23 protein-coding genes and 1 pseudogene are annotated in these 24994 nt (G+C 33.9%); 9 read left to right on the top strand and 15 right to left on the bottom strand.

The window, feature by feature from the left end:
* Nucleotides 1-24: 24 nt before the first annotated feature.
* From lysA to gcvPB, 4 genes are read left to right on the top strand one after another with little or no spacing between them, the layout of a single operon-like run.
* Nucleotides 25-1419: a diaminopimelate decarboxylase gene (gene lysA, locus PHV37_05565; protein MDD3237548.1), complete on the top strand. Its 1395-nt coding sequence runs from the start codon at nucleotides 25-27 to the stop codon at nucleotides 1417-1419.
* A gap of 8 nt (nucleotides 1420-1427) precedes the next feature.
* The gene (cdaA, locus tag PHV37_05560) at nucleotides 1428-2321 is read left to right on the top strand and encodes a diadenylate cyclase CdaA (protein MDD3237547.1); all 894 of its coding nucleotides are present in this window, start codon (nucleotides 1428-1430) and stop codon (nucleotides 2319-2321) included.
* Between the two features lie 11 nt (nucleotides 2322-2332).
* On the top strand, nucleotides 2333-2953 hold the full coding sequence (locus PHV37_05555) for a bifunctional 4-hydroxy-2-oxoglutarate aldolase/2-dehydro-3-deoxy-phosphogluconate aldolase (protein MDD3237546.1): 621 nt from the start codon (nucleotides 2333-2335) through the stop codon (nucleotides 2951-2953).
* Between the two features lie 27 nt (nucleotides 2954-2980).
* On the top strand, nucleotides 2981-4420 hold the full coding sequence (gcvPB, locus tag PHV37_05550; protein MDD3237545.1) for an aminomethyl-transferring glycine dehydrogenase subunit GcvPB: 1440 nt from the start codon (nucleotides 2981-2983) through the stop codon (nucleotides 4418-4420).
* A 152-nt stretch (nucleotides 4421-4572) separates the two neighbouring features.
* Here gcvPB and aroE read toward each other — a convergent pair whose 3' ends face one another.
* The 14 genes and pseudogenes from aroE to PHV37_05480 all read right to left on the bottom strand — a co-directional run bounded on the left by aroE (nucleotide 4573) and on the right by PHV37_05480 (nucleotide 18237).
* Nucleotides 4573-5424 carry a shikimate dehydrogenase gene (gene aroE / locus PHV37_05545; protein MDD3237544.1) on the bottom strand — a complete coding sequence of 284 codons (852 nt, stop codon included), beginning with the start codon at nucleotides 5422-5424 and terminating at the stop codon, nucleotides 4573-4575.
* Nucleotides 5417-7675, bottom strand: a complete 2259-nt coding sequence (gene topA / locus PHV37_05540; GenBank protein ID MDD3237543.1) for a type I DNA topoisomerase — start codon at nucleotides 7673-7675, stop codon at nucleotides 5417-5419. The genes aroE and topA overlap by 8 nt, the downstream gene beginning before the upstream one ends.
* 2 nt (nucleotides 7676-7677) lie before the next feature.
* Entirely contained in the window at nucleotides 7678-8787 is a 1110-nt protein-coding gene (gene dprA / locus PHV37_05535) for a DNA-processing protein DprA (protein MDD3237542.1), read from the bottom strand.
* A 52-nt stretch (nucleotides 8788-8839) separates the two neighbouring features.
* Entirely contained in the window at nucleotides 8840-9094 is a 255-nt protein-coding gene (locus PHV37_05530; protein MDD3237541.1) for a hypothetical protein, read from the bottom strand.
* A 91-nt stretch (nucleotides 9095-9185) separates the two neighbouring features.
* Entirely contained in the window at nucleotides 9186-9854 is a 669-nt protein-coding gene (locus PHV37_05525; GenBank protein MDD3237540.1) for a response regulator transcription factor, read from the bottom strand.
* A gap of 93 nt (nucleotides 9855-9947) precedes the next feature.
* Nucleotides 9948-10820: a glycosyltransferase family 2 protein gene (locus tag PHV37_05520; protein MDD3237539.1), complete on the bottom strand. Its 873-nt coding sequence runs from the start codon at nucleotides 10818-10820 to the stop codon at nucleotides 9948-9950.
* Nucleotide 10821: 1 nt separating this feature from the next.
* Nucleotides 10822-11685, bottom strand: coding sequence for a glucose-1-phosphate thymidylyltransferase RfbA (gene rfbA / locus PHV37_05515; protein MDD3237538.1), 864 nt, complete (start codon nucleotides 11683-11685; stop codon nucleotides 10822-10824).
* Nucleotide 11686: 1 nt separating this feature from the next.
* Entirely contained in the window at nucleotides 11687-12535 is an 849-nt protein-coding gene (gene rfbD / locus PHV37_05510; GenBank protein ID MDD3237537.1) for a dTDP-4-dehydrorhamnose reductase, read from the bottom strand.
* Complete coding sequence (locus PHV37_05505; protein MDD3237536.1) at nucleotides 12535-13545, bottom strand: hypothetical protein; 1011 nt, start codon at nucleotides 13543-13545, stop codon at nucleotides 12535-12537. Before PHV37_05505 ends, rfbD begins: the two co-directional genes overlap by 1 nt.
* 3 nt (nucleotides 13546-13548) lie before the next feature.
* Nucleotides 13549-14838, bottom strand: a complete 1290-nt coding sequence (locus PHV37_05500) for a UDP-glucose/GDP-mannose dehydrogenase family protein (protein MDD3237535.1) — start codon at nucleotides 14836-14838, stop codon at nucleotides 13549-13551.
* Nucleotides 14835-15786, bottom strand: a pseudogene (locus PHV37_05495) (SDR family NAD(P)-dependent oxidoreductase). Before PHV37_05495 ends, PHV37_05500 begins: the two are co-directional and overlap by 4 nt.
* The gene (gene rfbB / locus PHV37_05490; GenBank protein ID MDD3237534.1) at nucleotides 15787-16767 is read right to left on the bottom strand and encodes a dTDP-glucose 4,6-dehydratase; all 981 of its coding nucleotides are present in this window, start codon (nucleotides 16765-16767) and stop codon (nucleotides 15787-15789) included.
* Nucleotides 16764-17321 carry a dTDP-4-dehydrorhamnose 3,5-epimerase gene (gene rfbC, locus PHV37_05485; GenBank protein MDD3237533.1) on the bottom strand — a complete coding sequence of 186 codons (558 nt, stop codon included), beginning with the start codon at nucleotides 17319-17321 and terminating at the stop codon, nucleotides 16764-16766. The genes rfbB and rfbC overlap by 4 nt, the downstream gene beginning before the upstream one ends.
* Entirely contained in the window at nucleotides 17311-18237 is a 927-nt protein-coding gene (locus PHV37_05480) for an NAD-dependent epimerase/dehydratase family protein (protein MDD3237532.1), read from the bottom strand. Before PHV37_05480 ends, rfbC begins: the two co-directional genes overlap by 11 nt.
* Nucleotides 18238-18321: 84 nt before the next feature.
* Between PHV37_05480 and PHV37_05475 the strand changes: the two genes are divergently transcribed.
* From PHV37_05475 to PHV37_05455, 5 genes are all read left to right on the top strand, one after another.
* Nucleotides 18322-19548, top strand: a complete 1227-nt coding sequence (locus tag PHV37_05475; GenBank protein MDD3237531.1) for a glycosyltransferase family 4 protein — start codon at nucleotides 18322-18324, stop codon at nucleotides 19546-19548.
* A 184-nt stretch (nucleotides 19549-19732) separates the two neighbouring features.
* Nucleotides 19733-20995 carry a hypothetical protein gene (locus PHV37_05470; GenBank protein MDD3237530.1) on the top strand — a complete coding sequence of 421 codons (1263 nt, stop codon included), beginning with the start codon at nucleotides 19733-19735 and terminating at the stop codon, nucleotides 20993-20995.
* Entirely contained in the window at nucleotides 20995-21765 is a 771-nt protein-coding gene (locus PHV37_05465) for an SDR family NAD(P)-dependent oxidoreductase (protein ID MDD3237529.1), read from the top strand. Before PHV37_05470 ends, PHV37_05465 begins: the two co-directional genes overlap by 1 nt.
* Before the next feature lies 1 nt (nucleotide 21766).
* Nucleotides 21767-22951, top strand: a complete 1185-nt coding sequence (locus PHV37_05460; GenBank protein MDD3237528.1) for a glycosyltransferase — start codon at nucleotides 21767-21769, stop codon at nucleotides 22949-22951.
* 6 nt (nucleotides 22952-22957) lie between these two features.
* A complete protein-coding gene (locus PHV37_05455; GenBank protein MDD3237527.1) occupies nucleotides 22958-23761 on the top strand; it encodes an SMP-30/gluconolactonase/LRE family protein in 804 nt (267 codons plus the stop codon).
* Here the strand turns inward: PHV37_05455 and PHV37_05450 are convergent, their stop codons facing one another.
* Nucleotides 23762-24853 (bottom strand): FkbM family methyltransferase, encoded by a 1092-nt coding sequence (locus PHV37_05450; GenBank protein ID MDD3237526.1) that lies wholly within the window; start codon nucleotides 24851-24853, stop codon nucleotides 23762-23764. It lies immediately after the preceding gene.
* Nucleotides 24854-24994: the final 141 nt, after the last annotated feature.

The following is a 24994-nucleotide window of genomic DNA, read 5'->3' as shown; positions in this document are numbered from 1 at the left end:
TTTTTTGCAATAATCAATTTTTAAGTGAAAAAAGAATATTTTGATGTTATGATTGACTCACGAGTTATTTTATTAAAAGGGGAAAATATGCAGACTGCAAACCAAAGTATAATGCCTGTAACAGCAAAGATTAATGATGATTGCCACTTGGAAATCGGAGGATGTGATTGTATAGAGCTTGCAAATAAATACGGAACACCGCTTTATGTTTTTGATGAGGCTACAATTCGTTCGATTGCAGGTGATTATACAAAGGCTTTTGAAGGGTATGACCATATTAATATGATGTTTGCCGCAAAAGCTTTTATGACAAAGGCTATGTGCTCTCTAATGGGTGAGCTTGGCTTTGGGCTGGATTTGTGCTCAGGTGGCGAAATCTATACGGCACACTCTGCGGGATTTGATATGTCTAAAACTATTTTTAATGGCAATAACAAATCATTTGATGAGTTGAATTTGGCTCTTGAAGTTGGTGTTGGTGCCTTTTCCGTTGACAATTTTTTAGAACTTGCACTTTTAAATCAGGTTGCACAGTCAAAAAATAAAACAGTAAAAATCTTGCTAAGAATTACCCCGGGGATTGAGTGCCATACGCACGAATATATCCAAACAGGTCACTTAGACTCAAAGTTCGGTTTTGATTTAACTCAACTTGATGAGGCGATTGAACTTATTCAAGACGAGTATAAAAATCTTAATTTGGCAGGGCTTCACTCACATGTCGGCTCTCAGATTTTTGAACCGAAAGTCTATTTTGACGAAATTGAAGTTTTGTTTAAAGAAATAGCAAGAATTAAAGAAAAATACGGCATTGAGCTTACTGATATAAACCTTGGCGGCGGATTGGGTATTAAATATACTGAAGATGATAAACCGATTTCGATTTATGAAATGGCTCAAGCAATCAACGACTCGATTGCAATAAATCAACCGAAATATGGTATCAAAATGCCCCATGTATATATTGAACCGGGAAGAAGCGTCGTAGGTACATCAGGAGTTACTCTTTATACCGTAGGAAGCTCAAAACAAGTACCACATGGCAGAAAATATGTGACAGTTGATGGCGGAATGTCTGACAATGCCCGTCCAAGCTTGTATCAAGCTGAATACACTGTTAAAGTTGCAAATAAAGCTACCGATGTCGATGTCGAAAAAGTAACCATAGCTGGCAGGTTTTGCGAGTCAGGTGATATTTTAGCAAAAGACATAATGCTTCCTGATTTAAACGAAGGTGATACGCTATGTTTCTTTAATACCGGTGCTTACGGCTATTCTATGTCTAGCAATTATAACAGAGTGTTAAAACCCGCAGCCGTACTTGTAAATAACGGAAAATCTGATATCATTATAGAGAGACAGACATACGCTCAATTATGTGAGTCAGATGTAATACCTGATAAATTTGATGCAGTTTAGGACTACCAATGTTTGAAGACCTTTTCAATTTGTTTAAGCTTCCTGCTGAGGCTTGGAATTTTAAATTAAATATGCTTAATATCGGTGAAATATTTTTCATCGCTTTAATCTTGTTTTATTTTTATAGAAAATTTATAAGAGGCACGCAATCAGAAAAATTGGTAAAAGGCATTTTTATCTTGCTTTTGACATGGGCGTTTAGTGAATTGTTGATTATGTTTGACCTTAGAATTGTCGGCGTGTTCTTGAAAACAATCGTGAGCATCGTAATTTTCAGTTTGGTTGTTATTTTTCAACCAGAACTCAGAAAACTCTTGGGATATTTGGGGCAAACAGGCTTTATGTCCCGCTCTTTGTTTAATAATAAAAAAAATATTCCAACAAATAGAATAAATGTTGTAAAAGAATTAGTAGAAGCTATCAAATACTGTAGCAAAGCTCGTTGCGGGTGTTTGCTTGTCCTTCAAAAAACAAATCAAGATTCACTGTATTCAGAAGTTGGTACAAAACTCAATGCTGATGTTTCTTGTGAGTTGATTTTGACGATTTTTCACCCGAATACTCCGCTTCATGATGGTGCTGTTGTAATCCAAGATGACAAAATTGTAGCAGCAGGGGTCTTGCTTCCGTTGACAGAAGATCCAAAATTGAGCTGGAGATATGGTACTCGCCACAGAGCCGCAATTGGTATGAGTGAAGTTTCTGATAGTGCATGCGTCGTTGTTTCTGAAGAAACCGGCGATGTATCTATAGCTATCGACGGAATTTTGAAAAAGTATGATGATATTTCAAATTTACGTTCAGATTTAGAAAATATACTTGGGTACAATGATGAACCCGATTCCAATGAGACAAATCTGATGTTTAATTTGATAAAAATAAAGAAGAAGAATAATAAATAAGGTAAATACAAATGAGTGCAATTGATGAAATTTTAAAACAAAAAATATTTGGTGTGGTTAGAGTCACTGATGCTGATAAGGCTGTCCAAATCTCCGAAGCTTTGATAAAAGGTGGTATTAATATTATCGAAATAATAGTTCAAAATGCCGAAATATTGGAGTCGATAAAATATCTTAAAAAAAATTCAAAAGCCTTGATAGCTGCAGGAGGTATTATTACTCAACGCCAAGCAAGTATTTCAATTTCATCAGGAGCAGATGTCGTTGTTTCGCCTGTGTTCCAAATGAATTTAGTCAGACTTTGTCAAAATAAAAAAATACCTTTGATTATGACTGCAACAACCCCAAATGAAGCATATTCAGCTTGGAAGGCCCGCACACCGCTCATTAAAATTTATCCTACAAAACCTATGGGGGGTGCTACATATGTTGAAGATTTGCTTAGACCCATGCCTTTTTTAAATATAATTGCAACCGGTAATATTGAAATTGATGATTTTACAGATTATTTAGATGCAGGTGCAAAAGCCGTAGGTATAGGACGTTCATTCTATAAATCAGCTTCTGCGGAAGAAATTACTTATCGTGCAATGAAAGCTGTTGAAACCAGAAATATTTATATTTCAAAATAAATTTTGGCTATAGACTAAGGGGATAAAATGGATTCAAATTATACAAAATTGATTTTTGAAAAATCTAAAAAAAACACTGTTGGCTGCAATTTGACAGATGAAAAAATAGATTTTTCTTTCATAAATAAAGATTATCTTGGCGAAAAAAGTTCTATCTTGCCCGAAGTTACTGAACTTGAGGCAATGAGGCATTACAAAGAACTTTCAGATAAAAACTTTTGCATAGAAACCGGTTTTTATCCTTTAGGCTCTTGTACAATGAAATATAATCCCAAAATAAATGAATTGTTAGCTTCGTTAGATGGCTTTTCAAATCTTCATCCGCTTCAAAATGATGAAGATTCTCAAGGTGCTTTGAAATTGATGTATAATTTGACAGACGCTTTGAAAAAAATCACAGGAATGGACGCATTGACGTTGCAACTTGCAGCAGGAGCTCATGGCGAGCTATGTGGAATGATGATTGTGAAAAAATATTTTGAAACAATCGGGCAAAATCGTAAAAATGTAATTGTTCCCGATTCTGCTCACGGAACCAATCCTGCGTCTGCTTCAATGTGCGGATTTAATATTGTGGAGATTAAATCAAAAGAAAACGGGCAAGTCGATATTGATGCATTGAAGTCTGTTCTTGACGAAAATACGGCGGCAATTATGCTAACAAACCCTAATACTCTTGGTCTTTTTGAGGAAAATATCCTTGAAATTTCAAAATTGGTTCACGAAGTAGGTGGTTTGCTATATTATGATGGTGCTAATTTAAACGCAATTATGGGACATACTACTCCTAAAAAAATGGGGTTTGATATTGTTCACATTAATTTGCATAAAACTTTTGCAACTCCCCACGGTGGTGGTGGACCTGGTGCCGGACCTGTCGGGGTTGTCAAAGATTTAAAAGAATTTTTACCCGTTCCTGTTCTTGAATTTGACGGAAAACAATATTCAAGAAAATATGATTTGAAACATTCAATAGGTAAAATGAAAGCTTTTTATGGTAATTTTGCAGTCATGATAAAGGCTTATGCTTATATTCTTATGCAGGGCAAAAATTTACGTTCTGTTTCTGAAGATGCTGTTTTAAATGCTAATTATCTTCAAGAAAAACTAAAGAATTCGTATTTATTGCCCCATGATACAACTTGCATGCACGAATTTGTATTGTCTGGTGATTTGCAAAAGGAAAAAGGCGTTCATACTATCGACATTGCAAAACGTCTGATGGACGATAATTTTCACCCCCCAACAGTGTATTTTCCTCTAATAGTTTCAGAAGCTATTATGATTGAGCCGACTGAATCTGAAACAAAAGAACGGTTGGATGACTTTATTCAAATCATGCTTAAAATTGCAAAAGAAGTTGAAGAAAATTCAGAAATTGTCCATAACAGACCTTTTTCAACTCCTGTTAAAAAGGTAGATGAAACCCAAGCTGCGAGACATTTGGATTTGAAATATACGCCTTAGCTTCCTTTGATAGCAACCTATTGGACGATAGTTGTCATAAATATTTTTATTTGAAAAACCCCCAATTGCCTTATTACAGTTGGGATCTGCTGAAAAAATAAAAAACAACTCTGATAAAAAACTTGTATATAGCTTCTATAAGGGCTTATACGTTATACAGCCAAGCTCTCTAAAGCTGCAATTTTCATATTTTGAGTATCGGGATATTTGCCAGTCCATATCTCAAACGCTTTGGCAGCTTGATATACCAACATATCAAGTCCCCCAATTGTTTGCAAGCCGAGCTTTTGAGCAATGTTGATAAATTCGGTTTTAATTGGGTTATAAACAATATCATAAATAACAGCATCAGGTTTTAATGTTTTCATAGCTTTTTCATCAACTGGTGAAAGCCCCATCGCTTTTCCTCTCATTCCAAGAGGCGTAGTGTTTACGAGCATTTTATAATCAGATAAATCATAAATGTGTTGAATTTGTTTTAGTTCAATTTTAATATTTGGAAAATTTTCCCTGACGATATTTACCATTGTTGAAGCGTTGATTATATTTCGAACATAAAAATCCAATTGTTTTACGCCGATATTTCCCAAAGCAACCGCAACTGCACGTGAAGCTCCACCATTACCCAAAATAGCTACTTTTGAACCTTTTAATTCATTTTTGACATTTGTCGGAATTGCTGCTGAAAATCCGTAGACATCAGTGTTGTAGCCATATAAAGATAGATTAGGCATGACTTTTACTGTATTTGCACAACCTGCTTGATTTGAGATGCTGTCAACTTCATCAAGAAACAATGTAATAGGCACTTTGAGTGGAATAGTAACGTTAAATCCAGCATAACCTCTCGATTTTAAAAATTTTACTCTATCGACTAAAAGTTCAGGCTCGGTTTCTAAAATTTCATATTCACCATCAAGCCCGCAAGACTCAAATGCTGCTTTTTGAATTATAGCTGACATTGAGTGCCCCAAAGGATACCCGATTAATCCGAGTTTAATCATTCGTTTCTTCCATTTCGCGATTATAGTCGCATTCTTTGCTTAAACATTCATATCTTTGATATTTTTTTGTTATTTTTTTAACTAAAATGTTACCGCATTTAGGGCATTTTGCATCAATAGGTTCATTCCAAGAAACAAAATCGCATTTTGGATATTTGTTGCAGCCGAAAAATACTCTGCCATATCTTGATTTTTTGAAAACTATTTCACCGTCACACCCGTCTTTAGGGCATTTAACGCCAGTTGATTTTACAATACGTTTTCTGTGTTTACATTCTTCGTTTAAGCATTGCAAATAAGGACCGTATGGACCGATTTTTTGAATCATGTCACCGCCACATTTTTCACATTTTTCTTCAACAGGCTTATTCATTTCTGAAACTGCGTCAGGGGCAGCATTTAACGGCATCATCGTTTTGCATTCAGGGTATCCGGAGCAACCTAAAAATTGGCTTCCCCAACGGCTTGTCTTTACTACCATTGGCTTTCCGCAGTTAGGGCAAACTTTGCCAGAGTCGATAATTACTTGCTCCATTTTTTCTTTAGCTGTATTTACGGTTTCGATAAAGGGCACATAAAAGTCTTTAATAACCTTGTTCCAAACGGCTTTGTCTTCTGCAATATCATCGAGTTTATTTTCCATAGAGGCTGTAAACTCGTAATTTATAATATCTGTAAAGTGTGCAACAAGTTGCTCTGAAACGGCTTTGCCTAAAAGAGTAGGGGCAAGTGCTTTTTCTTGTTTATCAACATAGCCTTTTGTTTGAATTTTTGAAATAATAGGAGCATACGTACTCGGACGTCCGATTCCGTGTTCTTCCAGTGCTTTTACAAGAGATGCTTCTGTAAACCTCGGTGGTGGTTGGGTAAAATGTTGTTTTGGATTTACTTTCTTTAAATCAACAGTTTCACCTTCTTTGAAATCAGGAATTTTTTTCAATTCTTCTACATCATCTTCCGAGTCGTTATAGACCTTCAAAAATCCTTCAAACATAATTTTGCTTGAGCCAAGACGTAATGTATAATCATCGGCTTTAATTTCAACGGTTGTATTTTTGACTTTTGCGTTATCCATTTGCGAAGCAATAAATCTGTCCCAAATAAGCTTATAGAGTTTATACTGTTCATTTGTTAAGTGGGATTTCAAGCTATCGGGTGTTTTGTCAACATAAGATGGTCTGATTGCCTCGTGGGCGTCTTGAACATTCTTTTTGCCGGCTTTTACGTAATTGTTGGGTGATTTCGGATAATATTTTTCGCCAAAACTGTCAACAATATAATCTTTGGCAGCAGCTTGAGCGTCATCAGATATTCTAACGGAGTCTGTTCTCATATATGTAATAAGCCCGACTGGACCGTCGCCACCTAAATCTATACCCTCATAAAGTTTTTGTGCCACTTGCATTGTTTTTGATACACCATATCCAAGTTTGCTGCTGGCTTCTCTTTGCAAAGTTGAAGTTATGAAAGGTGCTGATGGTTTCCTTTGGGTATCTTTTTGTGTGATTTTTGATACTTTGTATTCAAGCCCTTTTTTTTCTAAGTCCGCGACAACTTTATCAGCTTCTTTTTGAGATTTTATTTCAATTTTTTTGTTTTTATATTTTGAAAGTTCGGCTTCGAAAGTTTTTTTAGCTTTTAGCAAATCTGCGTTTATAGTCCAGTATTCTTCAGGCTTAAAGGCGTCAATCAGTGCTTCTCTTTCACAAATCATTCGAAGGGCGACGCTTTGCACTCTGCCTGCAGAAAGGTGATTATTTTTCATTTTTTCCCACAATACAGGGCTTATTTTATAACCAACGAGTCTATCCAAAATTTGGCGTGTTTGTTGTGCCTTAACTTTTTGCATGTCAATGGTTCTAAAATTTTCGACAGCATTTTTGATTGCTTTCGGTGTAATTTCATTAAATTCAATTCTGTAAATTTTATCCTCCGGCACATCAAGAACTTGTCTTACATGCCAAGCAATAGCCTCTCCTTCACGGTCTGGGTCGGAGGCTAGGTAAATTTTATCAGATTTTTTTGCTATATCATTTAATTTTTTAACGACAGCTTCTTTTTCCGGTATTACTACAAAGCTCGGAGTAAAGTCTTTTTCGACGTCAAAGCCGAGCACTTTGGGCGGAAAGTCCCTAATGTGTCCGTAACTTGCTTCTATTTGATATCCGTCGCCTAAAATCTTTTTGATTGTTTTAGATTTTGCCGGTGACTCTACTATTACTAATGCCTTTTCAGTTTTTTTCTTTGCCATAACTATCCTATAACTGCAAGGGCGGAATACTTTTCCCCCTCGATTTGTTGAATTAAACCTTTTATCTCTAATTTTGTTAATATTACCATTAAATCCCCGACGGTCAAATTGGTTTTTAGTATAATTTCGTCGACCGTCAACGAATCCATGCTAATTAGATTGTAAACAAGAGACTCCCCATCTGTCAAATCTGTTTGCAATTTATTTGGTTCAAAAGTTTGTTTGGTAAATTGCCAATCCATTGTGGTTAGTATGTCTTCTGCCGAAGTAACAAGGGCTGCTCCTTCTTTTAATAGTTTATAAATCCCCGCAGTATTTGGGTTTGTAATCATGCCCGGGATACACATAAGTTCACGATTGTGTTCAAGGCACAAATGAGCCGTAATCAAAGCTCCGCTTTTTAAAGCTGCTTCTGCTACAAGTGTACCTTTAGAAAGACCACTTACAATTCTGTTCCGATGAGGGAAACGCCATGCGATAGGTTCAGAAGTTGGCCAATATTCGGATAAAACTGCACCATAGGTGTCTTTTATTTGTTCGAAAAGTTGTTTATTAGAGGTCGGATACAAATGCTCGAAGCCTCCTGCTATTACTCCGATTGTTGCCAAATTGTTCTTGACAGCCGCAATATGTGCTGTTGTGTCAATTCCTGTTGCTAAGCCTGAAACTATACAAATGTCTGTACCTGCGAATTTATCTAATATAGAAGTTAGGATATCTTTTGAATATTTACTGGCACGTCTGGAACCTACTACAGCGAGAGTTCTATTCGGATTGCATCTATCAATATCCCCTGCCATAAAAAGTGTCATTGGAGGGTTGTATATTTGCTTTAAAAGCGATGGGTATTTATCATCGTCATAGTTAAAATAATCAATTCCCTTATTTTTTATATATGAATAGCAGTCATCTGGATTTCTTTTTTGTCTTTCGTGCGTAAATGCATCGAATTGTTTTTTAGTAATATCTTCAATTTCTAAAAGTTCTTTAACGTCTGCTTTCCAAGCATGCTCAATATCGCCTCCGAAATGTTCAAAAAGGCGTTGAATAAATGTACTACTGAATTTTTCTATTGATGCAAATGCAAGCCAATATTTATCTGTTTTATTCATAACAAAATAATTAAATCATATATAAAAGAAAACAGCAAAATATTATAAAAAATTAAGCATTACAAGCTTTTTGCTGTAATAATTGTTCATATTGTTGCTTATAAAATGCAGCTAATCTGCAAGCGAAATCATATTTTGCGTCTATATTTTGAGTATTTGACTGAAAGGTATCATTTTTAGGAGCAGTTTTATTTTCAAAAGTATCAGGAGCCATTGCTCTAAAAGCGACTTCTCGTAAAGGCACAGCAGAAACTGACTGTTTAAGTGGTTGACAACCTGCCAATGCATCAATTTTCGAAAGTTGCATGCCTTTCTCCTTCTCTTTAGTATTTCAGCCTAACAATATTATCACGTTTGCAAATTAAATTCAAGTACCTATGTGATTTATTTTGTTGCATTTACACTAGCCCTTCTTTTATTGCTTTCACTGCTGCTTGGGTTCTGTCATCTACTACGAGTTTTTGTATTATATTGCAAACGTGAGCTTTAGCTGTATGTTCGCTTATACTAAGTGTATGGGCTATATCGTTATTAGACTTGCCGTCGACTACAAGTTTTAAAACTTCGTATTCTCGTTCTGTTAAATTTGCGTGTTGAGAACGGAACGCCGCTCTTGTAGTCTGTTTCTTAGGGATTATTGTGCCGTTCTTTTGTCTTAAAATCGGTACAATTTTGGGGTCAAGCCATATCGCCCCTTCATTTACTGATTTTATTATCATCATCAATGTGTCAGTATTTATATCTTTTATAACATAGGCAAATGCCCCTATCGTCAGTGCATTATTGACCTCATCTTCCGTATTATGCGAGGTCAAAATTATAATTTTCGCATCAGGATTGTCCTCGAGTATTCTTTTTGTCGCCGTAAGTCCCGAGATATCAGGTAAACCTATATCCATTAATATTACATCGGGTTTATGGATTTTTGCTTTTTCTACCGCCTCTTTCCCGAGTCCTGATTCTGCTATAACTTGAAAATCAGGACTTTCTTCAAACAATGTTTTCATTCCGACTCTCATGAGTTTGTGGTCTTCAACCAGCATTAGATTTATTGGCAATTTTGACATTTCTCTCTCCCACTTTAATCTAATATTAGTAAGTGGGGTGCTAAATATCATTACCCGAAAGCATGCCTGAGGTGGGGAGTTAAAATAAAGTTTTTAGTTTGAGAGAATAAAACTCCAAGCTTTTGAAATCATAACGGGATGAACCAGCAATCTCGGCAGATGTGATGCCATAATAACAAGTTTAAACGGGCTGTATTTTGAAACTCCATAACATTTTTTGTAGTACAAAAATTCACTTATCAGCTTATAACTTCTCGTCTTCACCCTGTTTTTTGTCGATTTGCCCTCTAAGTGGCTTATTTTTGCCTCGGGTAAAATGAAAATTTCATAGCCTGCTTGGTTTATTCTGTGTTGAAGCTCGCTTTCTTCAAAGTACAAGAAAAAATCTTCGTCAAAACTTCCAACACTATCCAAAACAGATTTCCTCAAAAATAAATCTGCTCCGATTATCAAATCTACTTTTTTGAACTCGTTTTTCTCGTTGTTTCCTTTGTCTTTTACCTTTATTTGCTCGTTTTTAAAGAATGGTAAAAGTTGAAATGTTCTTAAAAATTTAGTTTTTTTCGTCGGCAAATAACCGTATGAATGGACATTTTCACCATCTGCGTTATATAAATTCCCCCCACAAGCTCCTGCTTTCGGGGTTTTTTCCATATAATCAAAAAATATTTTTATAGGGTTGTCTATCAAAACAGTATCAGTATTCAAAAGAAAAACATACTTTGAGTCAGCTGCTTCAATGGCGAGATTATTTGCAGCTCCAAAGCCTTTATTTTCTCTATTGCAAATAAGATTTACCTGTGGAAATTCTTTTTTAATCATTTCCGAGCTGCCGTCGTGTGAGTTGTTATCAACGACAAACACCTCAAAATCAACGCCAACTGTTTGGACATACAATGACTTTAAGCAGTTTCTCGTCAATTCTGCAGTATTGTAGCTGACCAAGACAACTGAAACATCGTGCATGTTATTTTATGCACCTCAAAACGTATTTGTAATAGTCGTTGTTTTTGAATTTAGAAACATTTTTTTTGATTTGTTCTTTTGTCAAAAATCCCATTCTGTATGCAACTTCTTCAAGGCATGCTATTTTTATACCTTGATTTTCTTCAATTGTTTGAACGTATTGACCTGCTTGTAAAAGAGATTTTTGTGTCCCTGTATCAAGCCAAGCGAAACCTCTACCAAGCGTTTCTACATTCAAGTTACCGTTTTCAAGGTATTTTTTGTTCAAATCTGTAATTTCGAGTTCTCCACGTGGTGAAGGTTTAAGATTTTTTGCATAATCTACAACCTTATTATCATAGAAATATAAGCCTGTAACCGCATAATTTGATTTTGGCTCTTTGGGTTTTTCTTCAATTGAAACAGCTTTATTTGTTGAATCAAATTCAACCACACCAAATCTTTCAGGGTCTTTGACCTGATAAGCAAACACAGATGCACCGTTTTTTCTTTCAGATGCTCTTTTTAACGTAGAAGAGAAACCTTGTCCATAGAATATATTGTCGCCCAGAACCATTGCAACATGGTCATCACCAATAAAATCGGCACCAAGAATAAAAGCTTGGGCTAGTCCTTCTGGTTTTGGCTGTTCGACATAAGAAAAATTCACGCCGAATTGAGAGCCGTCACCTAATAGTTTTTTGAAATTGGGTAAATCTTGTGGGGTTGAAATGATTAAAATATCCTTTATCCCTGCAAGCATTAATACTGATATAGGGTGGTAAATCATAGGTTTATCGTAAATCGGCAAAAGTTGCTTCGAAACGACCATTGTTGTCGGATATAGGCGTGTACCGGCACCGCCTGCTAAAACTATACCTTTCATATTACCTCAATTCTATATATTCTTTGAGCGATTTTTTCCAATCAGGGCATCTGTCCTCATTATCCAAGAAACTTGATTTTGGTCGAATTGCCGGACTCGGAAACTCATCTGATTTGCATGGTATTAAGTTTACATCAAAATTCATTAATTTGAAAATTTCTTTGGTAAAACCGTACCAAGAAACAGGCTTCCCCCCTCCTGTTAAGTGATATACGCCGTATTCCGGTTCTTCAATATCATCTTCTATAAGCTCAACAAGTGCGTTTGCTAAATCAACTGCCCAAGTCGGACGTCCTATTTGGTCATCAACCACTTTAATTTCAGGTAAATTCTTTTCAGCTAAAGTAATCATTGTTTCCACAAAATTTTTGCCATGAATTCCATAAAGCCAGCTGGTTCTTGCTATATAGTATTTTGAGCAATTCTTTTCAACCGCAATTTCACCTGCAAGTTTTGTTCTGCCATAAGCGTTTATTGGATTTGTTTTGTCATCAGGCTCGTAGGCTGAAGCTTTTTCGCCGTCAAATACATAATCTGTCGAAATGTAAATCATTGTTGCTGATATTTTTTCAGCAGCTTTTGCAACATTCTCCGCCCCTTTTGCGTTTAGAAGAAACGCTTTTTCTTCATCTTCTTCCGCCTTATTTACATTTGTGTACGCCGCACAGTGAATAATATAATCAGGTTTAGCCGTTTTAATTACATCAAAAGTTTGAAGTTCATTTGTTATGTCAAGGTTGTGAACATCTGTTTCTATAACCTCAAACCCTGCGTCTTCAAGAGTTGGGCATAAATCTTGCCCCAGCATTCCTTTGGCTCCTGTCACTAAAACCTTTTTTATTTTATCCATTAGTTATTCTCTCCAAGCATTTTATTTATTAAATCTACAATTTTTTGTGATGGAATATCACTTATTTCTTTATCTGAAATTATATGCTCAACATTGTTTTTTTCAAAGTCCAAAGACATTGGGTTTTCTTTTGAAAAGCAAATTATATTTTTATCGAGCATTAAAGCCATATGATAGGTGGCTGTATTTGGCGTAATTACAAGTTTAGCCCCTTCTAAAATTGACGGAAGCTCGTATTCATAGAATTTCCCGCAACCATTTATTAGGTTTTTGGGATTATTTACTATTTTTTTTAATCTTTTTGCTACAGGTTTATGATTTTTGAGCCCCAATAGCAAAACCGCATATCTGAATTTTTCATCGACAAAATCAGTTATCGTTTTCAGCTGTTCATCAGACAGCTCACCCATTGCAAACCCCGCAGGAACCAGCACTATATAGTCTTTTGAGGTTTCTGATGCGTTATCAATTATCGGTAATTCGTGTTTGAAATTTTGAGGGATATCGACAAACTGTGACATAATTAGGTCATTTCTTTTTTGATAAAATTCGTTTGTATAACCTTTTTGGTCGACAATATCACATGTGATTTTGTTATTTGAAGTTGCGTATTTGTTTATTTCTTTATGTAAGTTACCTTCAGGGAAAAAATTTATATAAGTATCAAATTTAAAGCATCTTAAAAGGAAAGTTTCCGTGAAAAGTGCCATATTCGGATTGTGAAAATTCATAAATATATCAACGTATCCATTGTCTATTTTTTTTGAAAGACGAAGCCATCTTTCTGTAGCAAGTAGTATAATGGCGGAATTCTTGTGTTGAGGGCTTTCTTTTATAAGTTTAAAATAATTCCTTATCCACAGATAATCGCCTAGTCCTGCAGCTGCATTTATTAATATAAGCTCCTTTTTTTGAAACTTGCATATTAATAACTTCAAAAAACTAAAGATTCCCATTAAGTCAAATCTTCTTTTAAATCTCATATAATCAATAATATCTTGAACTCTCATCTCTTACCTATGATATTCTATTCCCCTTGATGTCAAACGTTTTGCGTCATATATATTCCTGCCGTCAAATACAATTGATTGTTTCATCAATGATTTCATTTTATCAAAATCAGGGCGTCTGAATTCGTTCCACTCTGTCATTAAAATCATGCAGTCAACATCTTCAATTGCTTTGTACGCAGATTTCGAATATTCAATTTTGTCTTGAAAAATAGTTTTTGCAGTTGCCATAGCTTGCGGGTCATATGCTTTTATGTTTGCTCCATTCTTTAACAATTCATTTATTATCGTGACAGCCGGGGCCTCTCTCATATCGTTAGTTTTGGGCTTAAACGATAATCCCCACACTCCAAAAGTGAGATTTGACACATCATTATTAAATCTATTGAGTATTTTGTCTATAAAACGGTAGCGTTGTTTTTTATTAACATCGTCTACTGCTTCTAAAATTTTGCAATCTGAGTTGAATGATTTTGCCGTTGCGACTAATGCCTTTACATCTTTTGGGAAACAGCTTCCGCCGTAGCCAAGACCAGGGAACAAAAACTTTTTACCTATTCTTGAATCTGTTGCTATCCCTATTCTGACAAGTTCTGCGTCTGCTCCGACTTCCTCGCAAAGATTAGCTATTTCGTTTATGAATGAAATTTTCATTGCTAAAAATGCGTTAGCTGTATATTTAGTCATTTCAGCAGATTTTACGTCCATTAATATTATTCGATTTGCTGTTCTTAAAAACGGCGAATAAATTTCTTGCATTATCTCTGTTGCTCTTTGAGAGTCGGAGCCTATAATTACTCTATCAGGGTATAAAAAGTCGTCTACAGCCGCTCCCTGTTTTAAAAATTCAGGGTTTGAAACAACGTCAAAATCTGATTTCGTGTTTTTTTTGATTATTTCTGCAACTTTTTCTGCTGTTCCGACGGGAACTGTTGATTTGTCCACAATAACCTTATATTCCTTGATTTCATTCGAAATATCTTCTGCTACTTTATACACTTGCGATAAGTCAACGCTTCCATCGTTAGATTGTGGAGTGCCAACAGCTATAAAACATACTTGAGCCTCTCGAACAGCTTTTTTTAAGTCTGTTGTAAAATTGAGCCTTCCCTCTTTGTAATTGTATTTAACCAAATCTTCAAGCCCGGGTTCATAAATAGGAAGCACCACATTTTTTAATTTCATTATAATTTCTTCATTGTTATCAACGCAAGTTACATCATTACCCATATCTGCCAGACATGCCCCTGCAACTAAACCTACATATCCTGTTCCTATTACGCAAAGTTTCATTGTGCTTTTTTCCAATCTATAAATTTTTGTAGCCCATCAGCAAAGTTTGTGCTAGGAATATAATTCAATAATCTTGTTGCTTTGGTTATGTCTGCAGATGTGCTGTTTACATCTCCTATTTGCATAGGTAATTGATTAATTTGAGCTTTTTTATGTAACAAGTTTTCTATTATATCAAGCATTTCGGACAATTTAATAGGGTTGCCTCCCCCAATATTTATAATTTCAAACCTTGATTTATTATACTCTAATGCTGAAGTTATGCCAAAAAGTACATCATCTATATACGTATAATCCCTTTTCGTTTCTCCGTTTCCGTAGAATGTTACGGGTTTGTTCGTTTTAATTAAATTAATAAATTTGTGTATTGCTAAGTCCGGACGTTGCCTTGGGCCGAAAACTGTGAAAAATCTAAGACAAATTATATTTATATTGAATAAATCTGAATAATTTTTGCATAAGGTTTCGCAAGCAAGTTTTGTAACTGCATATGGAGATATCGGGTTAAGTGTTAATGTGGTTTCTGAAAATAAGTTGCTGTTATTATTCCCATAGACAGAGCTTGATGATGCTAAGATGATTTTTTTTTACGCCAAATTTCTTTGCTGCTTCTAAAATTACTGTCGTTCCATAAATATTCGTTTTAACATATTTAAGAGGGTCTATAATAGAAGCTCTAACTCCGACTTCAGCTGCAAGATGCACGATTTTATCAATTTTGTAGCTTTCAAACACTTTTTCAATAGTTTTTGAATCTGTAGTGTCACCTTCAACAAGATGAAAATCTTTAAAATGATTTGCAACAGTCAAATTATCCCGCTTTATTTCAGCAGGATAATTGTCTGTAAAACTATCTATAACTACAACTTTGTGCCCCTCGTTTAACAATTTGTCAACAAGGTTTGAACCAATAAAGCCAGCTCCCCCTGTTACAAGAATTGTTTGCATTTAAACGGCACTCGTTTCTCTGTTTTCTATAGCTTTAATCCAATCTTGGTTGCTTAAATACCAGTCAATTGTCTTTTCTATTCCTTCTTCAAAGGTTAAAGACGGTTTCCAACCGAGTTCAGATGTTATTTTGTCGTTTGAAATAGCATAACGTCTGTCATGACCCAGTCTATCTTGGACATATTTAATTGAAGTTTCATCTTTGCCCATTGCACCAAGAATAATTTTGGTTATTTCCATATTCGTTTTTTCATTGTGTCCGCCTATATTATAGACTTCTCCGACTCTGCCTTTATGAAGTACAACATCAATTGCCTCACAATGGTCATAAACATAAAGCCAATCACGAACATTCAATCCGTCACCATATACAGGAACCTTTTCACCCTTTAAAAGCTGTGAAATAAAGAAAGGAATAAGCTTTTCAGGGAATTGATAAGGTCCATAGTTATTTGAACAGCGTGTATTTAATACAGGCATTTTATAGGTTTCGTAATATGCTCTGACTAACAAATCAGCACTCGCTTTTGAAGCTGAGTAAGGTGAATTTGGAGCAATAGGAGTAGTTTCATAGAAATAACCTGTTTTTCCCAGTGTGCCATAAACTTCATCTGTACCAACTTGTAAAAATCTATCGTTTTTTGCTTCTTTAGCTGCTTGTAATAGGTTCAATGTGCCTTGAACATTTGTTTCTATAAAAATTTCAGGTCCTGTAATAGAACGGTCAACGTGGCTTTCTGCAGCGAAATTAACTACTGCATCAACTTCTGCAACAAGCTCTCTTACGAGTTTTTTGTCACAAATGTTGCCATGGACAAATTTATAATTCGGATTATTCTTTACGTCATCAAGATTTGCAATATTGCCTGCGTAAGTCAATGCATCAATATTTATAACTTTATAATCGGGGTATTTATTTAATATATGTCTAACAAAACAGCTTCCGATAAAGCCTGCACCACCTGTAACTAATAGGTTCAAAATAAATCCTCCTCTTTTATATCTTTTAAATACGGTTGTTTTGAGTCTTTTTCACTGATTAAAGGTTCAAACTCGATGCCCCATTTAACATTAATATCAGGGTCATTCCATCTTACTCCCCTGTCGTTTTCAGGTGAATATTCGCCTGATGCTTTATATAATATCTCAACTTCCTCGGTTAAGGCAACAAATCCATGAGCGAAACCTTGCGGAATATAAAGCATATTCTTGTTTTCTTCTGAAAGTTCCTCTGCGACCCACTTGGTAAATGTTTTAGAGTCTTTTCTTAAATCAACTGCAACGTCAAGGATAGCTCCTTTTACGCATCTTATAATCTTTGATTGGCTAAAAGCTCCTTTTTGATAATGAAGCCCTCTCAAAACGCCTTTAGTAGATTTCGAGTGATTGTCTTGGTTAAAGGCATCTTTAATTCCGTTTTCAACAAAATCAGACTTTTTATAAGTTTCCATAAAAAATCCTCTATTGTCGCCGAAAACCTTTGGCTCAATCAATACAATATCTTCAATTTTCAGCTTTTTAAAATTAAAAGGCATTTGTTGGCTCCTTTTGTATAAGACTTTCGTATGTACGTTTAATTCCTTCTTTTAATCCTACTTTAGGTGACCAATTCAGTCCGTTTCTTGCTAAAGTATTATCTAAATAATTAATTAGTATATCTATATTTCGTGAGTCTTTATAATCTACCTTAAATTTCTTTCCGCTGACTTCCTTTAAAATATCAATAATTTCATTAATAGAAGCAACTTTGCCTGACGAGATATTGCACATTTTTAGTTCATTGTCTGTGATTTTTATCAGTGCCTCTATAACATCATCAATATATATGTAATCTCTTGCGATTTCGCCGTCGCCCCAAACTTCTAAATCTTCACCTTTTGAAATCTTGTCTAAAAATACATTTATAACTCCGTGGATTGCACCTGTATGGTTTGGACCGTATGGATTTGAAAGCCTTATAATTGCGTAATCTAAGCCATAAATTTTGCGGTACATAAACAGATATTTTTCAATCGCAAGTTTATCAATGCCATAAGCACAAATAGGATTTGTTTGAGATTCTTCCGTTGATGGTAAATCTCTAGATTCCCCGTAAACAGTACCTCCTGATGAGATATAAACTACTTTTTTGACTTTTTTATCTAAACAAACATTTAACATTCTGATGGTTCCAATTACATTTGATGATATATCAAATTCAATCTTATCCCTGTCATTATTGGGTTTAGATGTACTGATTAGATGATAGACAATATCGATATTTTCGAAAATATTTGCGTAATCTTGTATATTGCAGAAATCGCCTTCAACATAATTTACGCCGTCTATTTTGCGTTCAGGGTTAATCTTACGCTCAAAAACAGTTACTTTATCTCCATCTTTGAGGCAACGCAATGTGAGATTATATCCTATAAAACCTTGTCCACCAAGTATTAAAATGTTTTTCTGCATTCTATTCTCATGCCCTAATGTTATGATACAATTTTATATTATATATTATATAACAAAATATGTATTTGGGAGAGAGCTTAATCAATGTTAAATAAAAAAAACAAATTGCTTCTAATTGGATTTGCAAAGGTTTTATTTGCACCTAAATATTTACCGTTAATATTTAGTTCAAAATGCTATTATGAGTTTAAATTAAATTTGCGTTCCATCGCTAATGGGTCTTTGTTTTTTAACTCAAATGATTATTCTGACTTTTTTCAAAAAAATATTGCAAAGAAAAAAGTTCTTTTAGTATCTCATGAACTTTCCTTTACCGGTGCTCCGAATGTCTTATATTCTGCGGCTCTCCACTTGAAAAATAATGGTTATGCACCTTTCGTTTTTACTCTTAAAGACGGGCCCATGAGGGAAAAATTTGAATCGATTGGTATTCCTGTTCATTATATTAATATTTGTAAATTTAACAAAGATGATGTTTTGCCTTTTGTTAAACAATTCGACTTTTCAATATCAAATACAATTGTTTCCTATGAATTTGTTAACCAATTTGATAATGATATAAAAAATATTTGGTGGATTCACGAAGCAACTATGCTTGCTCCATTTGTTAAAGCAAGAAGTAAATTTCTACCCAAACTTTTGCAAAATGCCAATATCGTTTGTTGCGGTCCCTATTATGTTAAAGAGAATATTCAAAAGTTTAGGAAAAAAGAAGTTCGCCAATTGAATTACTATAGAGATGAATTCTCTAAAATGTCCAGAACAGAAAATTTTGACAAAATCGTCTTTGCTATAATGGGCTCGGTTGAACCTAGAAAAGCTCAAGATATTGCTATAAAAGCATTTATCTCTATGCCTGAAAATTATAAAAATAAATCTGTTCTCAATATTGTCGGGCGTGGTGACCATTTTATGCTCAAATTAAAAGAAAAAACTAAAGTTGTTGAAAATATAATTTGGAAAGGCATAATTAAAGATACCAACCTTTATCGCCAAGAGCTTTCAAACACTGATGTAATGGTTTCGGTTTCCAGAGATGACCCCGATCCTGTTGTCGTTACAGAAGCCGGCATGATTGGCGTGCCTTCTATCATTTCAGACAAAGTTGGACAAAAAGCATATATCAATAACGGCGAAAATGGATTTATAGTTCCAGTCGAAGACGTAGATGCACTCAAAAACGTTATGATGAATTTGATTGACAATCCTGATAAAATCAAATCCGTGGGCACTAATGCCAGAAGTATTTGGGAAGATAATTACTCTGAAAAAGTTTTTTCCTTAAGTCTACATAAAATATTATTTGAATAGTTTTTTATCTTATTTATTGCTCGGTTTGCTTCACGTTTTACTCTAACAAATCGGTTGTCTTTTTTGTACTTCATCAGGGGAATAAATATTATCACAAAAATGATTTTATATTTATTTTGATTTTTCATTTGTATAATTTGTGTTATCATTGATATGAAAAATCAGTAGATAAAAGGTTTATGTTATGAAAAAACTACTAATTTTGGGTGCTAATCCAGAAACCGTTTCTCTTATCAATTTAGCAAAACAAATGGGCGTTTATACTATTGTTACCGATTATGACCCCAATGCTTATGCTAAACCGTTTGCTGATAAAAGTTATGATGTGGATGGTCTTGATATTGACGGACTTGTCAATTTAGCAAAAAACGAGCAAATTGATGGTGTGCTTGTTGGTACTGCTGACCCTTTAATTTCTGCCTATCAAAAAGTTTGTGAGATTCTGCAATTGCCCTGTTATGCAAATGAAAATTCGGTAAAAGCACTCACAAATAAGTATTTTTTTAAAAATGAGTGTAAAAAATTTAACATTCTTGGAATACCTGAATTTTCACTAGACAAGAGCTTGAAACCTACAGATATAAAAAATTTAAAATTTCCTCTTTTTATCAAGCCTGCGGATAGTAATTCCGGGAAAGGAATGACTATCTGCTATTCTGTGAGTGAGCTTGAACAAGCAGTTGAAAAAGCTTTATATTTTTCTCCTTCAAAAAAATTCCTCGTTGAACGATATATGACTTGTGATGATATGTTTCTTTATTACACATTTAAAGATGGAGAATGCTATTTATCTGCTACTGCTGATAAATATGTTTGTAAAGAACAAGGAGAGCTAAGCCCCGTCTGCTTAGGTTGTACTTATCCTTCTAAATATACTGATTTGTATTTAAATACAGCCCATTCCAATTTCGTTAAAATGTTCAAAGCTTTAGATATCAAAAATGGTATTCTTATGATTACCGCATTTGTCGAAAATAACACATTGTATGTTTATGACCCGGGATTTAGGCTACAAGGAGAGGCTCCTAATCTTCTGCTTGCTTCAATAAACGGATATGATCAACGTAAAATGTTGATTAATTTTGCTTTAGGAAATTCTTTTGTCGACAATAATATGGATAAATTGGGTAATTTTAATTTTGACGGGAAATTCGCTTCAACAGTTTGGCTCCTTCTAAAAGAAGGTGAAATAGCTTCTATTGAAGGACTCGAAAAAATAAAAGCTTCCTCTGAAGTGGTTAATATTGTCCAACGTTTTGATGTCGGTGATGTCGTTAAGAAAGAATTTATCGGCACTGAAAAACAAGTTTTTGCAAGATTGTATGTCGTTTGTAACTCTAAAGATGAATTTAAACAATTTGATAGTATAATCCAAAAAACAATAAAAATATTTGACGTAAACGGTAATAATATGCTCCTCAAAGGCTTTGATTATGAGGCTTTGTAATGGATAACATTTTTAATGAAAATATTTTGCTTAACAAAGTTATCGTTATTATTGGCGGAACTAAGGGGGTTGCAAAATCATTAGTTAAAGAATGTTCAAAATATGGTGCTAATGTAGTTTTCGCTGCAAGAGATAAAATCGTTGCTGAAAATATAGTTTCCAATTACAAAAATACTGATTTCTTTGAAGCTGACATATCTGATGTAAACCAAATTCGGAATTTTTTCCAATATGTGATTTCTAAATACCAACGCATTGATGGCTTTGTTAATTATTCCGGTATTACTCCTGTTGATTCTATTATAGAAACATCAGAAGATGTTTTCGACAATGTTTTCGATATAAATCTAAAAGCTCCGTTTTTTGCTTGTAAATATGTTCTTCAGCAAATGATGAACCAAAAAAACGGCTCAATTGTATTAATCGGTTCCCCTCACGCTTGGGGTGGCGATGAAGATAGAGCTGCTTATTCTGTTTCAAAAGGGGCATTGTTCTCTTTAAGTGAGCATATTTCGCATAATTATGCAAAATATGGCATTCGTTGTAATTATTTAACAATGGGGTGGACGCCGACAGAAGGTGAACTGGCTTTAAGGTCTTCACAAAATATTTCTCCTGAAACATTAATAGAAGACGCAAGCAATAAAATTCCTTTCGGAAGAATGAACACACTTGATGATTATATCCCTACTCTTATTTTATTACTTTCGGATTATTCAGAGATGGTTATTGGCTCTAATTTTAGAATTACCGGAGGGCTTTATATTTAAAATGAATGATTTAATCAGTATCATTATTCCAATTTATAATGCCGGAGAAAGACTTAGAAATTGTATTCAAAGTGTTCTTGACCAAACATACAAAAATTTTGAATTAATTCTTGTAGATGATGGCTCTACTGATGTAAGTCCTGCAATTTGCGATGATTTTTCTAAACAAGATAGTCGAATAAAAGTTATTCATAAAATTAATGGTGGCCTTGTTAATGCCAGAAAAACAGGTATAATTGCCGCTAAAGGTGATTTTATTGCTTATGTCGATCACGACGATATTATTGAAGCTGAAATGTATGAAGTTTTGATGGATGCTGAAAAAAATACAAATGCTGATATTGTAATTTCAGGCTACAAAGAAGATTTGGATAAAAATAGCTCTGAAATACTTAAAAATACTATACCTTCAGGTGTTTATACCGGCGATAGTCTGGTTCAAAATGTGTATTCAAAAATGATTTTCAATGAAAAATTTTCAAATTTCGGAATTTCTACCTATCTTTGGAATAAATTGTTTAAAAAAGAAGTTATTTATGATATTCAATTAAATGTTTTTGAAAAAATATCACTTGGCGAAGATGCTTGTGTTACTTATCCTGCGATATTAAATGCAAAGTCTGTTTGCATAATCGACTCTTGCTTATATCATTATGTTCAACATACCGATTCAATGATGAAATCAAGAACAAATTTACAAAAAGATTGGCAAAAGTTATCATATTTGTATGATTACCTAAAAGCTTCCGTAAATAAAAGTAGGTACAAATCTCTCGTTTTGCCACAGATTGAAAAGTATATACTAAGTTTAGCTACAGTTTTTATAAGTGGTATAAACAAGGGGGCTTTTCCTTTTGCTGAACTCGGGACAAATATAGTAATATGTGGTGCCGGTACGTTTGGTCAACATTTATATAAAAGATTTATTGAAAATGATGATTATAATATTGTAAAATGGGTTGACCAAAATTATATTAAATATCGTAGAGTTAATTTGCCTGTAAATTCAATTGATTCGCTCATCAATTCCGATTTTGACTCTGTTATAATAGCTTACATAAGTGAGTCTAATGCTGTTGCAATGAAGAAGGTTTTAATGAATTTTGGAGTCAATGAAAATAAAATTGTTTGGCTAAATTATGATTTTAAAAACCCTGTTGAAATGTTAAAAGAATTTAATTTGTAAGGTGACATGGAACTGATTTTTTATAATAACGATAAACTGCTCGAAGGTCCTGTCTTTGACAATGAAGGAAAATTCTTATATTTTGTTTCAATCTTAGATAACAAAATTTATCGAATGAATTTATTAACAAAAAATATTCTTGAAATAAAAACAGAATCTAATGTCGGTTGCGTTGCTCCATTAAGTAATGGTTGGATTCTATCAGCTGAATATCAAGGAATTTTTATGATTAATCCCGAAGACGGTACTAGAAAATTTGTCACCCATATTATTTCCGATAATAGAGTTCGATATAATGACGGTAAATTAGACAGCAATGGCCGTTTTATTGTTGGCACCAAAGGTTATATAGAAGATGTTGATGGTATTGGCAATCTTTATTCTCTAGACAAAAATTGTAATTCAAAAATTTTGGTTAAAAATACCACTATTTCTAATGGGTTAGCTTTCTCAAAAAATGACAAAATTTTGTATTTTATAGATACACCAACTAAAAAAATCGGACGTTATTCGTACGATTTGCATTCAGGCGATGTCAAGTTTATTGATTATTTATACGAAGTTTCAGAAGGATACCCTGATGGAATGTGTTGTGATGATAATGATAACCTTTATATTGCAATTTGGGGGGGCGGTAAAGTTATACAGATATCAAAACAAGGGAGGCTTTTAACCGAGATAAAGCTTCCTGTATTAAATGTATCCTCATGTAATATATTGAATAATGTTCTTTATATAACTACAGCAAAGTCAGAGCTTGCAGAGCAGCATGCCGGTGGGTTATATAAACATGATTTAAACAAAGCTTAATTATTTCTTAGTAAAAAAGATAACTGTTTCGTTCCAACCTTGCGAATAATGTCTTATATAAGGCTTTTCATAGCCGTTATTTGAGATTTCTGTTATAAAATCAAATACTTTATAAAAGTCACTAGCTTTGTGGTATATACAAATTGCCAAATTTGGTAGATATTTTGCAATTGAATTTGCAGCACCTTTTAGGGCATTCATTTCAGAGCCTTCTATATCCATTTTAATCAAAGCATTTTGTTCATTTAGGTAATCATCAATCGGGGTTACTGCTATAGTTATTTCGCCGTTTTCGCTAAAATTTGAACTTGAACCTAATGAAGTATTAAATCTCAATATTTTATTTTCATTAGAGGTCCCTTTGTTTATATATTCAATATTCTTATATGTTTTCAAATTCGATTTTGCAACATTTAAGTTTTCGATTGATGGTTCAAAGAAGTATATTTTTTTATAATTTGGGCAATTCTTTATATATTGTTTTGTAGTTTCGCCATCAAACCCACCACAATCTACAAAAATTTCGGTATTTTTTAAAGAAAAATTTTCAAAGTATTGGTTTATCAGACCAATTTCGTATTTTTCTAAATATTTTCTATCTGCTGTTAGTCTGAATAATAGAACGTCTGCGAATGTCTTTTTTGAAACTTCATCTGCCAAAAAATCGTAAACATTTTGGAATTTTTCAGGATGTTCAATTACTTCTTTTCTTGTATCTTTAATCCAATAAGGAGGCTCAACTTTTTCCGGTAGTGCATTGCATACATCTAAGTAATCAATTGGTATAGCACCTTGTTCCTCAAGCCTTTCATGGACTTCTGTATAACGGGCATTTAACACACAATTTGCAATATATACGCCTTGAGGTATATCATTAAATTTTATAATTTTGGCATTATGAAAAGTGTCATCATTTGTGTAATCATCTACTATATAATCTAATCCATACATATTGCATAGCATTTCAGAATATTCGTTTCTGCCAATTGCATATTTGACATCTGCTTTTAAAAATTGTTCGACTAATTTTTTAGATAGAGCGTCTATTTCATAATTTTTATACTCTTTTATTATTTCTTCTATGATTGGCATTAATTACTCCTTTTTAATGTCAATGCAACATTATAATATAATGTTGCATTGTAATACATATTAAATATTAGCACAAATTACTATAAAATAAAATTTTTATATGTATAATTTATTTGCTCTTGTTCAATCCCAATATATCTG

This window comes from Candidatus Gastranaerophilales bacterium, from assembly GCA_028693235.1.
Taxonomy (GTDB): domain Bacteria; phylum Cyanobacteriota; class Vampirovibrionia; order Gastranaerophilales; family Gastranaerophilaceae; genus JAQUVW01.
Note: the sequence above shows the minus strand (reverse complement) of the source record. Positions and strands in the feature narration are given on the sequence as shown.

Excerpts from the sequence above, each read along its gene's own strand:
- cdaA (MDD3237547.1), top strand. The coding sequence starts at position 1,428 with ATGTTTGAAGACCTTTTCAATTTGTTTAAGCTTCCTGCTGAGGCTTGG.
- PHV37_05555 (MDD3237546.1), top strand. The coding sequence starts at position 2,333 with ATGAGTGCAATTGATGAAATTTTAAAACAAAAAATATTTGGTGTGGTT.
- gcvPB (MDD3237545.1), top strand. The coding sequence starts at position 2,981 with ATGGATTCAAATTATACAAAATTGATTTTTGAAAAATCTAAAAAAAAC.
- aroE (MDD3237544.1), bottom strand. The coding sequence starts at position 5,424 with ATGATTAAACTCGGATTAATCGGGTATCCTTTGGGGCACTCAATGTCA.
- topA (MDD3237543.1), bottom strand. The coding sequence starts at position 7,675 with ATGGCAAAGAAAAAAACTGAAAAGGCATTAGTAATAGTAGAGTCACCG.
- dprA (MDD3237542.1), bottom strand. The coding sequence starts at position 8,787 with ATGAATAAAACAGATAAATATTGGCTTGCATTTGCATCAATAGAAAAA.
- PHV37_05530 (MDD3237541.1), bottom strand. The coding sequence starts at position 9,094 with ATGCAACTTTCGAAAATTGATGCATTGGCAGGTTGTCAACCACTTAAA.
- PHV37_05525 (MDD3237540.1), bottom strand. The coding sequence starts at position 9,854 with ATGTCAAAATTGCCAATAAATCTAATGCTGGTTGAAGACCACAAACTC.
- PHV37_05520 (MDD3237539.1), bottom strand. The coding sequence starts at position 10,820 with ATGCACGATGTTTCAGTTGTCTTGGTCAGCTACAATACTGCAGAATTG.
- rfbA (MDD3237538.1), bottom strand. The coding sequence starts at position 11,685 with ATGAAAGGTATAGTTTTAGCAGGCGGTGCCGGTACACGCCTATATCCG.
- rfbD (MDD3237537.1), bottom strand. The coding sequence starts at position 12,535 with ATGGATAAAATAAAAAAGGTTTTAGTGACAGGAGCCAAAGGAATGCTG.
- PHV37_05505 (MDD3237536.1), bottom strand. The coding sequence starts at position 13,545 with ATGAGAGTTCAAGATATTATTGATTATATGAGATTTAAAAGAAGATTT.
- PHV37_05500 (MDD3237535.1), bottom strand. The coding sequence starts at position 14,838 with ATGAAACTTTGCGTAATAGGAACAGGATATGTAGGTTTAGTTGCAGGG.
- rfbC (MDD3237533.1), bottom strand. The coding sequence starts at position 17,321 with ATGCCTTTTAATTTTAAAAAGCTGAAAATTGAAGATATTGTATTGATT.
- PHV37_05480 (MDD3237532.1), bottom strand. The coding sequence starts at position 18,237 with ATGCAGAAAAACATTTTAATACTTGGTGGACAAGGTTTTATAGGATAT.
- PHV37_05475 (MDD3237531.1), top strand. The coding sequence starts at position 18,322 with ATGTTAAATAAAAAAAACAAATTGCTTCTAATTGGATTTGCAAAGGTT.
- PHV37_05470 (MDD3237530.1), top strand. The coding sequence starts at position 19,733 with ATGAAAAAACTACTAATTTTGGGTGCTAATCCAGAAACCGTTTCTCTT.
- PHV37_05465 (MDD3237529.1), top strand. The coding sequence starts at position 20,995 with ATGGATAACATTTTTAATGAAAATATTTTGCTTAACAAAGTTATCGTT.
- PHV37_05460 (MDD3237528.1), top strand. The coding sequence starts at position 21,767 with ATGAATGATTTAATCAGTATCATTATTCCAATTTATAATGCCGGAGAA.
- PHV37_05455 (MDD3237527.1), top strand. The coding sequence starts at position 22,958 with ATGGAACTGATTTTTTATAATAACGATAAACTGCTCGAAGGTCCTGTC.
- PHV37_05450 (MDD3237526.1), bottom strand. The coding sequence starts at position 24,853 with ATGCCAATCATAGAAGAAATAATAAAAGAGTATAAAAATTATGAAATA.